The following is a 12,499-nucleotide window of genomic DNA, read 5'->3' as shown; positions in this document are numbered from 1 at the left end:
GTGCTGTGCCCGCTCTTTTCGGAAAGGAGTCGATCATGACGCGCAAATTCATCGATTGCCGGGAATTCCCAAGCGACACGCATTGCTCGGTGGCCATCTCGGCCGATAGCGAGGAAGAGCTATTGGGTATTGCCGTGGAGCACGCGGTCTCGGTACACCATCACCACGACACGCCGGAACTGCGCCAGCAATTGCGTCAACTGTTCAAGGACGGCATGCCGCCCGAACACCTGCCCATGACGGGACAGGCCGGCAACAGCGGGACCGCGCATGCGCACTAGCCGGCCAGGGCTTGCGCCGGTTGCTGAAAGCGCAAGCCCGGCACGAGCGGCACCAGGGACACACAGGCTTGAACGCCTGACGCCTGAGCACGCCGGCAGCGGATGCCAATCCCTTGACCCAAGGCAATGCAATATGCGGCCAGCCAGCATAAGATCGCCGGCTTTGCCCATCCTCCATGCGCCACGCTCCCGAACTCCTCCTGCCTGCCGGCTCCCTGGCCAAGATGCACGCCGCCTTCGACTATGGCGCCGACGCCGTCTACGCGGGCCAGCCGCGCTACAGCTTGCGCGTGCGCAATAACGATTTTTCGACCTTGCAAGCCTTGCAGGAGGGCATCGATGGCGCGCATGCACGCGGCAAGCAGTTCTTTGTCGCCAGCAATATCTTCGCCCACAACGCCAAGCTGAAAACGTATTTGCGCGACATGGAACCGGTGATCGCCATGCGCCCCGACGCGCTGATCATGGCCGACCCGGGCCTGATCATGATGGTGCGCGACAAGTGGCCGGACGTCCCCGTACACCTGTCCGTGCAGGCGAACGCCGTCAACTGGGCCGACGTCAAGTTCTGGCACCGCATGGGCTTGACGCGCGTGATTTTATCTCGCGAACTGTCGCTCGACGAGATCGAGGAAATCCGCCAGCGCTGCCCGGAAATGGAGCTCGAGGTCTTCGTTCACGGCGCGCTGTGCATCGCCTATTCGGGCCGTTGCCTGCTGTCCGGTTATTTCAACCACCGCGACCCGAACCAGGGCACCTGCACGAATTCCTGCCGCTGGGATTACAAGGTGAAAAACGCGTCCGAAGACGCCAGCGGCGACCTGGGCGGCATGCAGGTGGTGCCGCTGGAATTTCACCAGGCGCTGGCCGAGGCGGACAACAATGCGTTTTCCGCCCTGCACCAGCAACCGCGCCACCCGCTGGCCGACCAGCCCTATCTGATTGAAGAAGCCCAGCGCCCGGGCCAGCTGATGCCGATACTCGAAGACGAGCACGGCACCTACATCATGAATTCGAAGGACTTGCGCGCCGTCGAGCATATCGAGCGCCTGGTGAAAATCGGCGTCGATTCGCTGAAGGTCGAGGGCCGCACCAAGTCGCTGTACTACGCGGCGCGCACCGCGCAAGTCTACCGCCAGGCCATCGATGACGCCGTCGCGGGCCGCCCCTTCGACATCAGCCTGCTGGGCCAGCTGCAAGGCCTGGCCAACCGCGGCTACACGGACGGCTTTTACCAGCGCCACCACACGCAGGCGCACCAGAACTACATGCGCGGCGCGTCCGAGGCGGACCGCAGCCAGTACGTGGGCGACGTGCTGGGCGTGGCGGACGGCTGGGCCAGGGTGGAAGTGAAAAACCGCTTCGCCGTGGGCGACCGCATCGAGGCCGTGCATCCGGGCGGCAACCGCGACGTCACCATTACCCGCATGCTCAGCGATGACGGCAAAGAGATCCAGGTGGCGCCCGGCAGCGGCCACTTCGTGCGCATCGAACTTGACGGCGCTCTCGACAAGGCCTTGCTGGCCCGTTATTTGTAACCGCCAGTCTGCTGCGCGGGGTAGCGAAGCAGTCTACAAGTGTTTGATTTGACAAGAAAAATTCCGGCTGGCACTACCTAAATAATTTGTTTAGGCTTCAACATTGCTATACGATACGGCCACCCGCGCCCGGGGCCTTATCGGCATCCCGTGCGTCCCTGACACGTTCACCGGAATCCCCGATGCCACCTGCCACACCCGCCCTGATCACCAATGACGCCGTCGTCCTCGGCCTGCTCGCCATGACCCTGGGAGCCGTCTTCTGGAGCGCTTCCCGCCCAGACGGCTTCTGGAAAAAGTTCTACACGTATATCCCGTCGCTGCTGATGTGCTATTTGATCCCGGCGTTGCTCAACACGTTCGGCATCATCGACGGCAACGCGTCCGGCCTGTACGCCGTGGCGCGCGACTATCTGCTGCCCAGCGCGCTGGTGCTGCTGTGCGTGGCCATCGATTTCGGCGGCATCATCCGCCTCGGTCCCAAGGCCATCATCATGTTTTTGACGGGCACCCTGGGCGTCATGCTGGGCGCCCTCGTCTCGTTCGAAGCCTTGCGTTTGATCCACCCGGAAACGGTGGCCGGCGACACCTGGCGCGGCATGACCACCGTGGCCGGCTCGTGGATAGGCGGCGGCGCCAACCAGGCGGCCATGAAGGAAGTGTTTGAAGTGGATGCGACGCTGTTTGGCCAGTTCGTCGCCGTCGACGTGCTGGTGGCCAACGTCTGGACGGCCGTGCTGCTGTTCCTGGCCGGCCGCGCGGGCGCCTTCGACCGCTGGACCGGTGCCGATTTGTCCGCCATCAATGCGCTCAAGGACAGCATCGAAAGCTACCGCGCCCAGCACGCGCGCGTAGCCAACCTGACCGACATCATGATCATCCTCGGCGTGGGCCTGGGCGTGACGGGCCTGTCGCACTTCCTGGCCGGCCCCATCATCGGCTGGATCAGCACCCTGCCCGCCGCATGGCGCTTGCAGGATTACAGCCTGACGTCGAACTTCTTCTGGATCGTCGTGCTCGCCACCACCTTCGGCCTGCTGCTCAGTTTTACCCGGGCGCGCAGCCTGGAAGGCGCGGGCGCTTCGACCATCGGCTCGGCCATGCTGTACGTGCTGGTGGCTACCATCGGCATGCGCATGGACTTGAAAGCCCTGTTCGACAAGCCTTTCCTGTTCCTGCTGGGCCTGATCTGGATCGCCGTGCATGGCGGCCTGATGCTGCTCGTCGCCAAGCTGATCCGCGCCCCGCTGTTCTTCATGGCCGTGGGATCGCAGGCGAACATTGGCGGCGCCGCCTCGGCCCCCGTCATCGCTAGCGCCTTCCACCCATCCCTGGCCCCCGTCGGCGTCCTGCTGGCCGTGCTCGGCTACGCGCTGGGCACCTACGGCGCCTACATCACCGGTTTGATTCTGCGCAGCATGGCGGGGTGATGCCTGTCCTGGCTTGACCAGCCAGGCACGCAAGAATGACGACAACGCCAGCCTTAGGGCTGGCGTTGTCGTTTACGGCTCGCATCGGCCGCAGCATCCCAAAAAATCCCCACAATGTAGCAGAAACCCCTCAAAACCAAATTTCCGCACCATTTTTGTGCAAAATCTGCGATGATAGTTGTCCAAATAACCGATTACCTCCATGGAATTCTGATGAAATACGCATCTGCTCACGAGTATGTCCAGCATGTCGCCGCACGCAATCCAGGTCAACCCGAGTTTCTGCAAGCCGTCACCGAAGTCATGGAGAGCTTGTGGCCATTCCTGGAGCAGCACCCGAAATATGCGGAACAAGGCTTGCTGGAACGCTTGATCGAGCCGGAGCGCGTGGTGATGTTCCGCGTGTCGTGGGTCGATGACCACGGGCAAGTACAAGTCAATCGCGGCTACCGCATCCAGCACAGCATGGCCATCGGACCGTACAAGGGCGGCATCCGCTTCCACCCTTCCGTGACCTTGTCCGTGCTGAAATTCCTCGCCTTCGAACAGACGTTCAAGAATGCGCTGACGACCTTGCCGATGGGCGGCGGCAAGGGCGGTTCCGACTTCGATCCAAAGGGCAAGAGTCCGGGCGAAGTGATGCGCTTCTGCCAGGCGTTCGTGAGCGAACTGTTCCGCCACGTAGGTTCGGACACGGACGTGCCGGCCGGCGACATCGGCGTGGGCGGGCGTGAAGTGGGCTATATGGCCGGCATGATGAAAAAACTCAGCAACCGCGCCGACTGCGTGTTCACGGGCAAGGGCGCCAGCTTCGGCGGCTCGCTGATGCGGCCGGAAGCGACGGGCTACGGCACCGTATATTTTGCGCAGGAAATGCTGAAAACGCGGGGCCGCTCGTTCGAAGGCATGCGCGTGTCCGTGTCCGGCTCGGGCAACGTGGCGCAGTACGCTGTGGAAAAAGCCATGGCGATGGGCGCGAAAGTCATCACCGTCTCCGATTCGAGCGGCACCGTCATCGACGAGGCAGGCTTTACGCCGGAAAAGCTGGCCATCCTGATGGAGGTCAAGAATCATTTGTATGGCAGGGTCAGCGACTACGCCGCGCGCACGGGCGTGCGCTTCGAGGCCGGCGTGTCGCCATGGCATGTGCCGGTCGACATCGCCCTGCCTTGCGCCACGCAAAATGAATTGCATATCGACGACGCGCGCACCTTGATCGCCAACGGCGTGCAGTGTGTGGCTGAGGGCGCCAACATGCCGACCACCATCGAGGCAGCCAAGGCATTCGAAGCGGCCGGCGTGCTGTATGCGCCGGGCAAGGCCAGCAATGCGGGCGGCGTGGCCACGTCCGGCCTGGAAATGAGCCAGAACGCGGCCCGAATTTCCTGGCCGCGCGAGGAAGTCGATGCGCGTTTGCTGCAGATCATGCAGGGCATCCACGCCGCGTGCAAGCAATACGGTACGCGCGCCGATGGCACGGTCAGCTATGTCGATGGCGCCAATATCGCCGGCTTTGTGAAAGTGGCCGATGCGATGCTGGCGCAGGGCGTGATTTAAGGGGGGTGATTTAAGCGGCCTCACGACACCTAACAAAACCGTAGCGAGCGGAAGATAGAGGTGGCTAAGAAGCGCAACCGTACTCAAGTACGGTGAGCATCGCAGGCCGCCTATATCGACGCGCAGTAGGTTTGGTCAGGTGTCTACAATATCTCCGGCTTCATCAGGCTCTTGCGGCTGATGGTCCGGCCCGACACCATGAACTCGCCGTTGCCGCGGTAATGTAACGTTTCCGGCAGCTTGGGCGAGGTGGCCACGTGGGCTTTCACGCACTCGAAGATGAAGAAGCCGCCTTTCGGATTGCCCGCCACCTGGGCCAGCTTGCATTCGAAGTTGGCGTAGCACTCGGCGATCAGGGGCGCGCCCACCAGTTCGGCTGGCTGGGGCGTCAAGCCGAAGGCCGTGAACTTGTCCGTGTCTTCGCCGCTGCAATTGCCGATGGCGACGACCTGGTCGACCATGTCGGCCGTGGGCAGGTTGATCACACACTCCATGCTGCGCTTGATCATTTCATAGCTGTGGTTCGCGTCGGAAATAAAGCAGCCCAGCAACGATGGCGTGAATTCCATCAGCATGTGCCAGGCCATGGTCATGACGTCGCTTTCGCCCTGCCACGTTGAACTGACGAGCACCACCGGCCCCGGTTCGAGAAAGCGCCGGATATCGGCGACGGGATAATCTTCTTTGTGGTAATTTTTCATCTGCTCTCCAGGACGCGGTACGCCATAGCATAGACCAACGGCGCCTTGCCGGGCGCGCGGCTGGCCGGCCGCGGCGTGTCATCGGCACCGCGATTTGTGCCGTTCATCGCAAATTTCTCCCCCTTGGAGATGTTGCAACATAGAATACACTGATCAACTACTCAAGGAAACCGCCATGCGTCCTCTGTTCCTGTTGTCAGTCCTGTCCCTCGCCTGCCTCTCGACCCTCGCGCATGCCGACGAGCAAACCCGCACGGTAGCCGCCTTCAACGCCATCGACATCCGCGGCCCCATCAGCATCGAAGTGGAATCGGGCAAGGAGCAAAGCCTGCTGCTGCGCGGCGACCAGAAATTCCTCAGCGGCGTCATCACGGAAGTGGTCGATGGCGAGCTGAAAATTTCCATGAAGGACAAGGACATCAAGAAGACCGAGGGCGATCCGCGCATCATCATCACCATGCCCACCTTGCGCAAGCTGATCGCGGAAGGCGCGGGCGAAAAAATCCTCACCAAGCTCAATGGCCCACGAGTCGACATCAGCTACAAGGGCGCGGGCCGCCTGGCCGCCGATGGCCAGGTCGACTGGCTGCGCCTGAAGGCGCAAGGCGTGGGCGAGGTCGATACGAAAGCCTTGCTGGCGAAAAACGTCGATGTGAATTTCGAAGGCATCGGCTCCGTCAAGGTGTATTCCTCGGGCGAGCTGAACGCCGTGGTGCGCGGCATGGGCGAACTGACCTACTACGGCAAGCCGAAGATCGTGCACAAATCGATCGCCGGCATCGGCAGCGTCAATGCCGCAAAATAAGACTTCCTAGAACAACAAGGCCATCAGGCCACTGGAGACCGCATGACCGCAACACATGATACCGAAGCGCCGCTGGTACTGCGCGAGGAGCACGATGGCCTCGTCACCCTGCGGCTGAACCGCCCGCTGCAATTCAATGCCCTGTCCGAAGCCATGCTGGCCGCGCTGCAGGAAGCGTTCGACACGATCGCGCAGCAGCCGCACGTGCGCTGCGTGGTGCTGGCCGCCGAAGGCAAAGCCTTTTGCGCGGGCCACGATTTGCGCCAGATGCAGGCCACGCGCCAGCTTGCATATTATCAAATCCTGTTCGCGCAATGCTCGCGCGTGATGCAAGCCATTCAAACCTTGCCCGTGCCCGTGATTGCCCGCGTGCACGGCATCGCCACGGCGGCCGGCTGCCAATTGGTCGCCAGCTGCGACCTGGCCGTGGCGGGCGCCTCCGCCCGTTTTGCCGTCTCCGGCATCAACGTAGGCCTGTTCTGCGCCACGCCATCGGTCGCCCTGTCGCGCAATGTGTCGCCCAAGCGGGCCTTCGACATGCTGGTGACGGGGCGCTTCATCGACGCCGACACGGCCGCCGACTGGGGCCTGATCAATGAAACGGTGGCCGACGCGGCGCTCGACGACGCCGTGGCGCGCCTGGCGCAGCAGATCATGGCGAAAAGCCCGACGGCCATCCGCTACGGCAAGCAGATGTTCTACCGGCAGCGCCAGCTGCCGCTGGACGACGCGTACGCGTATGCGGGCGACGTGATGGCGCGCAACATGATGGAAGAGGATGCGGAAGAAGGCGTCACCGCCTTCTTGGAAAAGCGGCCGCCCAACTGGGCGCGGCCGTAATATAACTTAACGCTCCTGCTTCATCTGCTGCTGCACGGACAAGCTCAAGGTCCCCAGGTCTTCCTTGCCCAGCATCGGCAATTGCGCCAGCAGGTTGGCCAGGGCCGAGCTGCCCGTCACGTCCAGCTCGGACGACTGCACCAGCACCGTGCCGGCGCCCGTGAAGTCGATCTGCTTTTCCTCGCCCGACAGGGTAAAGCCCGTGAGCGCGCCGGCGGCCGAGGCCCAGCCCTGCACGTGGGCGTAATCGTAGTGATACGAAGGACTGGGGCAATCGGCCCAGCCCAGCACGGCCTGCTCGTCCACGCGGCATGGCAACTCGAGGAAATGCACGGGGCCGTTCGACGAGGCGATCACTTTACCGGTGCCTATCATGGTCAGATAGCCGGGCAAGGTCGATTCCTGGCAAATCACATCCTTCGTAAAACCCAGCAGGTTTTTCGCGCGGATGGTCATGTTGGCGTTATCGAGGTCGTAGCAGGCCAGGTCGTTGCCGTTGTCGCCCAGGATCAATTGGCCTTGCCCTTGCGCGACGACAAAGTGGTGGATGTATTTCGGCGCATTGAAGGCATTGCGCACGATCAGGTCGAGCACGCTGCTGCCCATGGCTTCGAAGCGCAGTTCGCCATAGAAGGCGATCATCTTGCCCTTGCGAATGAAGATCTGTTCCTTGACGTCGATGACATACGAAAAACGGTTCAGGTTATCGTTCTTCGGCAAGGTATCGGGAGTGTAAATCGTCATGGCTTACCTTTCGCTCGCTTGGATGTAGACCGTGCCCTGGCCCGTGAACTTCACCTGGTACGATTCGCCGGACGCCTGGCCGACGAAGGTTTTCCAGTTCAAGTCCGTGACGATGGTCGAGCTCAGCTGCCCCGTGTGGCCGATATACGCTTGCGGATCGACAAAGACGGGCACGTCCGGCGTGACGGGCAAGCCGATGGCATTACCATCCGACAAAATCGCCACGTCGCCCGTGCCTTGCAAGGTGGTGGTAAACAAGCCCTGGCCCGTAGCCATGCCGCGCACCACGCCCTGCACGCCGCCCTGGTTGCCGAGGAACATGGTACCGGCCGTCAAGCGCGCATCGAAGGCCAGCAGGGAATCGCTTTCCACGTAAAACGTTTCGCCGCGCACGGGGACGATGGTGACGAACAGGCCGCCTTGCGCGTAAAACACGCTGCCCGTGCCACGCGCCGACATCATGGCGTAGCCTTCGTTCGTGACGGCGCGCATGGCCAGGCTTTGCACGCCCTGGCCAGCCAGGAAGGAGCGGCTGAACGCCACGTCGCCCTGGTACGACACCATGGCGCCCTTGCGCGCGAACACTTCTTCATTGCCGAGTTTGACCTCGAGCATCTTTTCATTGATCTGCTGATAGACAGGCATCGCGGGTCCTCGCTAACTTAACGTTCGGCGGGCTGGATGAACACCACGCCCTGGCCTGTGAATTTGTGCTGGTACGATTCGCCCGAGCTCTGGCCGATCATCGTGCGCCAGTTGACGTCGAAAACGAATTCCTGGCGGATGTCGCCCTTGAAGCCGACGAAGGCGTCCGGGTCCACGCGCAGCGGATGCGTGGGCGTCACTTCCAGCATGATCAGGTTGCCGCGCGAAATGACGGCCAGGTTGCCGTTGCCTTCGACGGTGGTGGAAAACAGGCCCTGGCCCGAGCTGGCGCCGCGCAAGCCCGCAAAGCTGGTGCCCGTCTTCAGGCTCGTGTCGTAGGCCAGCAGGCTGCTGCTTTCGATGGTCAACTTTTCGCCGGCCAGCGCCATGACGGTGATCTCGGCCGCATTCTGCGCGAAAAACACCGTGCCGGTGCCAGAGGCCTGCATCACCTGCATGCCTTCGTTCGTCACCTTGCGCTTGAGCGCGCCGAAGAGGCCCTCGCCGCCGAGCAGGGACTTTTCAAATTTGATGGCGCCCGTATAGGCGACCATCGCGCCGGCAATCGCCAGCACTTTTTCATCCTGCAGGCGCACTTCCAGCAGGCGGTCGGTATTGGTGCGGAAACTGGTCACGCGCGACTCCCCAAGAATGCCAGGCCACAAAGCCATGGCTATCCGACAAGATACCGGGGGCGTTACCGCCATGCAAGTGCTATTCCTCCCGAACAGGGGTCTGCGTTAAAAAAAAGGCGTGCCCGGAGGCACGCCTTGCGCTGACATCTGCAACGGTTTACTCGGCCAGCACCGGCTTGGCGCCGCGCGCGTTCTGGAACAGCGGCACGGGATCATTGGTATTGACCTCGACCACCGTCACGCCCTGCACCACGCCAGCGACCTGGTAGCCGACGGCGCCCAGGTGGCGCTTGCCTTCGGCCAGGTTGGACCAGCTCAGCGAGACAGACGCGGTGCCGCCCATGAAGGCCGTGCCCGGCATCAGCGCCTTGAAGCTGCCGTTGTTCAAGCCCGGCGCCAGCACCCACGACGACAAGGTGTAGTCGGCCTGGCCGTTTTGCGGCGCAAAACCGATCACGCACACCTTGTAGGTGCCGGCGGCGGGCAGGCGCAGTTCCACCTGCTCATTGGAACTTTCATTGCCGCTGCTGCCGACCAGCACATTGGCGGCGTTGTAGACCTCCATGTCCAGGTCGGTATTCGCGCCGCCCGTCGTTTCCGTATCGTAGGTGGCAAAGCGCGCCGCCAGGGTGCCGGCCGGGACCACCACGTTGTGCACGTTCACGCCCGTCGCGCCGCCCGCCTTGCAGGCAGCCGATGCGGCGGCGCCCGTCACCGCCTGGCCGATCGTGCGCGTCTGGCGCACGGCTTCGACGAGACCCGACTTGACGCCCACCAGCGCGCCCGTGAAGCCCGTGCCCAGGGTCAGCACCTTGCTGCCCGTGGCCGCCTCGCTGCTGACCAGCGGAATGGCGGCCAGCGACGTGCCGCGCGCCGTCAGCGGGCTGCGCACCGTGTGCGTGCCATCCGTCCAGCTCAGGGCGCCGTAGGTCCAGGTATTGGCCGGCGCCGTGGTGCGCGTCAGCTTGACCTGGTACTGGCCCTTGGCGCCCGGCGCCAGGCTCAGACTCGTTGGCGTCACCGCCACCGTGTAGCCGGGCAGGCTGGCCGAGACGTTATAGACGGCGCTGCTGGCGCCCACGTTGGTCACCGTGCGCGTCAGCACTTGCGTACCCAGCACGTTGGCCGCCGTCAGCGACGCCAGGTTCAGGTTGTAGGCAGGAATGGTGCCGACGGCCTGGCAGGTGGCGGGACTGTAGACCTTCAGGTTCAGGCCGCACAGGAAGCGCGCATAGTCGATTTCCGACACGTCGTACACGAGGCCGGGATCGGCAGCGCTGTTCGGTGCGATGTGGCCGGCGCCCTGGCCCCATGGCAGCTGGCCCGAGTTCTTCGCCGTGGCATCCCACGACACGGAACCGTTCAAGCCATCGGGATACGTGCTGAAGGCCGTCGTCATCAGTGCCGACTTGATGGCCGCGGGCGACCAGCCCGGATGCTGCTGCTTGAGCAGCGCCGCCACGCCGGCCACGTGCGGGCTGGCCATCGAGGTGCCGGAATAGAAATCCCATTCCGCCACGGGCGCCGCGCCGCCAGCGGCCACGGCATCGCGCTGCGCCGGCGTCAGGTCGGCCGTCACGCCGGCGAGGATGTTGGTGCCGGGCGCCGACATGTCCGGTTTCAGGATGTTCGCGTTGGCCACGTTCGGTCCGCGCGAGGAACGGTCGCTGACGATCGGCGCCTGCACCGTCGTGTCGGCGATCGTATGGATCTCGCCCAATGCCGCCGTGCCGTCCGGATTGGACGCCATGAAAGCCTTCAGCGCGTCGCCCTGCGCCTGCGCCAGGTGCACGGTCGACAGCGTGTGCGCCTGGTTGATGATGGTGTTGGCGCCGCCGGCCACGTTGGCGATGACCACACCCGCCGCGCCCGCCGTCCTGGCATTCGCGCTCTTGTTGACCAGCACGTTGCCACCACGGTCGCACACGAGTATCTTGCCCGCCACTTTCGCCGGGTCCAGATAAGCGGACGTGGCATCGGCCCCGCCGAAGCAGCGCAGCAAATTGAGGTCCGTCGGCAGCACGCCGGCCAGGCCAGCATCGCGCGAGCGGATCAGCGGCAGCGCCGGCGTCTTCGCATTGCTCGACGCGCCTTCCAGCCTGGTGCCATTGCTGAGGATGACATTGCCCGCATACAGGCGGTTGTGCGTGGAATTGGCCACCGTCGCCAGCCACGGGCTGATGTGCGAGACGGGCGCCGGCACGTCGGGCGCTGGCGTGGATGGGCCGGAATTGCCGCCCGACGTGGCGACAAACACGCCGGCCGCCGCCGCGCCGAGGAAGGCGACTTCCGTCGGCTCGTCGAAGGCGCCGCCGCCCGCGTTCGGGCCGATGGAGAAGTTGATGACGTTGACGCCATCCTTGACGGCCTGGTCGATGGCGGCCACGCTGTCGGCCGTGGCGCAACCGTTGCGGCCCGTCGATGCGGCCGTCCAGCAGACTTTATAGGCGGCGATGCGGGCACGCGGCGCCATGCCCGAGGCCTTGCCCAGCGACACGCCGTTCGAGGTGGCTAGGGCACCATTGTTGCCGCCGGCCGTGGACGCCGTATGCGTGCCATGGCCGCCGTGTCCCGTCAGGCCGGCGACGGAATCACGCGGCGACAGGAATTCCGTCCAGTGCAGCGCCGACGTGGAAGCGCGGTAGTAGCGCGCGCCGATCAGCTTGTTGTTGCAATTCTCGGCGCTAAAACCTTCGCCCGTCTGACAGGTACCCTGCCAGCTGGCCGGTGGCGCGCCGTACACGACGTTGCTGCCGCTGTGGCTGGGCACGCCGTTCTCGTCGAGGCGGTCGGCAAAGGCCGTGTTCTCGGGCCAGATGCCGCTGTCGACGATGCCGATGATGATGTCTTCGCCCGCGTGTGTCTTGCCGCCCAGTTGTTCCCACAGGCCGCCCGGCTTGTCCAGGCCCAGGAAGGTGGGCGTGTAGCTGGTGTCGAGCTGCAGAATGGAGTCGGCGCTGATGCTGGCCACGCCGCTGTTTTTCTTCAGGGCCCGCACTTCATCGTCCGTCAGCAAGGCGGAAAAGCCGTTGAAGACGACGCTGTACTGGTGCGTGATTTCCGCCGCGCTGACGGTGCCGGCCACGGCGGCCTGCTTGCTGTCGAGGTAGCTCAGGTAGGCCTGCACATCGGCGGCGCCCACGTTGATGCGCGCACCCGGGGCCGGCTTGGTGGCGGCCAGGCCGTCGACCTGGCCCGTGTAGGTGGCGGCCGGCTTGTCGACCAGCTGCACGATGTAGGAGCGGCGTTCCTGCGCCTGCGCCGCTTGCGCCAGGCTGGCGGCCAGCAGGAGGATACCGAGAGAGACGGGACGTAATTTCATC

General features: G+C 63.8%; 11 protein-coding genes. 6 read left to right on the top strand and 5 right to left on the bottom strand.

Features of this window, described 5'->3' with window-relative positions; translation table 11 throughout:
- Positions 1 to 35: 35 nt before the first annotated feature.
- The 4 genes from V3C40_RS22325 (at position 36) to gdhA (ending at position 4,806) form a co-directional block, all read left to right on the top strand.
- Positions 36 to 281 (top strand): DUF1059 domain-containing protein, encoded by a 246-nt coding sequence (locus V3C40_RS22325; RefSeq protein ID WP_070305491.1) that lies wholly within the window; start codon positions 36 to 38, stop codon positions 279 to 281.
- Between the two features lie 176 nt (positions 282 to 457).
- Positions 458 to 1,819, top strand: a complete 1,362-nt coding sequence (gene trhP / locus V3C40_RS22320) for a prephenate-dependent tRNA uridine(34) hydroxylase TrhP (protein ID WP_331778557.1) — start codon at positions 458 to 460, stop codon at positions 1,817 to 1,819.
- Between the two features lie 182 nt (positions 1,820 to 2,001).
- Positions 2,002 to 3,249 (top strand): DUF819 family protein, encoded by a 1,248-nt coding sequence (locus tag V3C40_RS22315; RefSeq protein WP_331778556.1) that lies wholly within the window; start codon positions 2,002 to 2,004, stop codon positions 3,247 to 3,249.
- 213 nt (positions 3,250 to 3,462) lie between these two features.
- A complete protein-coding gene (gene gdhA, locus V3C40_RS22310; protein ID WP_034753510.1) occupies positions 3,463 to 4,806 on the top strand; it encodes an NADP-specific glutamate dehydrogenase in 1,344 nt (447 codons plus the stop codon).
- 143 nt (positions 4,807 to 4,949) lie between these two features.
- Here gdhA and V3C40_RS22305 read toward each other — a convergent pair whose 3' ends face one another.
- Positions 4,950 to 5,507: a flavin reductase family protein gene (locus V3C40_RS22305; protein ID WP_331778555.1), complete on the bottom strand. Its 558-nt coding sequence runs from the start codon at positions 5,505 to 5,507 to the stop codon at positions 4,950 to 4,952.
- 175 nt (positions 5,508 to 5,682) lie between these two features.
- On the opposite strand from V3C40_RS22305, the gene V3C40_RS22300 reads away from it, so the two are divergent.
- Positions 5,683 to 6,312, top strand: coding sequence for a head GIN domain-containing protein (locus V3C40_RS22300; protein WP_070305483.1), 630 nt, complete (start codon positions 5,683 to 5,685; stop codon positions 6,310 to 6,312).
- 42 nt (positions 6,313 to 6,354) lie between these two features.
- Positions 6,355 to 7,152, top strand: coding sequence for an enoyl-CoA hydratase (locus V3C40_RS22295; RefSeq protein WP_331778554.1), 798 nt, complete (start codon positions 6,355 to 6,357; stop codon positions 7,150 to 7,152).
- Between the two features lie 6 nt (positions 7,153 to 7,158).
- Here V3C40_RS22295 and V3C40_RS22290 read toward each other — a convergent pair whose 3' ends face one another.
- From V3C40_RS22290 to V3C40_RS22275, 4 genes are all read right to left on the bottom strand, one after another.
- Positions 7,159 to 7,896 carry an AIM24 family protein gene (locus tag V3C40_RS22290; protein ID WP_034753505.1) on the bottom strand — a complete coding sequence of 246 codons (738 nt, stop codon included), beginning with the start codon at positions 7,894 to 7,896 and terminating at the stop codon, positions 7,159 to 7,161.
- A gap of 3 nt (positions 7,897 to 7,899) precedes the next feature.
- Positions 7,900 to 8,541: an AIM24 family protein gene (locus tag V3C40_RS22285; RefSeq protein ID WP_070305480.1), complete on the bottom strand. Its 642-nt coding sequence runs from the start codon at positions 8,539 to 8,541 to the stop codon at positions 7,900 to 7,902.
- 17 nt (positions 8,542 to 8,558) lie between these two features.
- Positions 8,559 to 9,212: an AIM24 family protein gene (locus V3C40_RS22280; protein WP_080698634.1), complete on the bottom strand. Its 654-nt coding sequence runs from the start codon at positions 9,210 to 9,212 to the stop codon at positions 8,559 to 8,561.
- A gap of 121 nt (positions 9,213 to 9,333) precedes the next feature.
- A complete protein-coding gene (locus V3C40_RS22275; protein ID WP_219329758.1) occupies positions 9,334 to 12,498 on the bottom strand; it encodes a S8 family serine peptidase in 3,165 nt (1,054 codons plus the stop codon).
- Between the last annotated feature and the right edge of the window lies 1 nt (position 12,499).

This window comes from Janthinobacterium sp. LS2A (assembly GCF_036543145.1).
Lineage (GTDB): Bacteria > Pseudomonadota > Gammaproteobacteria > Burkholderiales > Burkholderiaceae_D > Janthinobacterium > Janthinobacterium aestuarii.
The sequence above is the reverse complement of the archived record's forward strand: the minus strand, read 5'-3'. Positions and strand labels throughout refer to the sequence as shown.

Bases quoted from the DNA above. Each gene is read 5' to 3' on its own strand.
- V3C40_RS22285 (WP_070305480.1), bottom strand. From the start codon at position 8,541: ATGCCTGTCTATCAGCAGATCAATGAAAAGATGCTCGAGGTCAAACTC.
- V3C40_RS22305 (WP_331778555.1), bottom strand. From the start codon at position 5,507: ATGAAAAATTACCACAAAGAAGATTATCCCGTCGCCGATATCCGGCGC.
- V3C40_RS22325 (WP_070305491.1), top strand. From the start codon at position 36: ATGACGCGCAAATTCATCGATTGCCGGGAATTCCCAAGCGACACGCAT.
- V3C40_RS22315 (WP_331778556.1), top strand. From the start codon at position 2,002: ATGCCACCTGCCACACCCGCCCTGATCACCAATGACGCCGTCGTCCTC.
- gdhA (WP_034753510.1), top strand. From the start codon at position 3,463: ATGAAATACGCATCTGCTCACGAGTATGTCCAGCATGTCGCCGCACGC.
- V3C40_RS22280 (WP_080698634.1), bottom strand. From the start codon at position 9,212: ATGGCTTTGTGGCCTGGCATTCTTGGGGAGTCGCGCGTGACCAGTTTC.
- V3C40_RS22290 (WP_034753505.1), bottom strand. From the start codon at position 7,896: ATGACGATTTACACTCCCGATACCTTGCCGAAGAACGATAACCTGAAC.
- V3C40_RS22295 (WP_331778554.1), top strand. From the start codon at position 6,355: ATGACCGCAACACATGATACCGAAGCGCCGCTGGTACTGCGCGAGGAG.
- V3C40_RS22300 (WP_070305483.1), top strand. From the start codon at position 5,683: ATGCGTCCTCTGTTCCTGTTGTCAGTCCTGTCCCTCGCCTGCCTCTCG.
- V3C40_RS22275 (WP_219329758.1), bottom strand. From the start codon at position 12,498: ATGAAATTACGTCCCGTCTCTCTCGGTATCCTCCTGCTGGCCGCCAGC.
- trhP (WP_331778557.1), top strand. From the start codon at position 458: ATGCGCCACGCTCCCGAACTCCTCCTGCCTGCCGGCTCCCTGGCCAAG.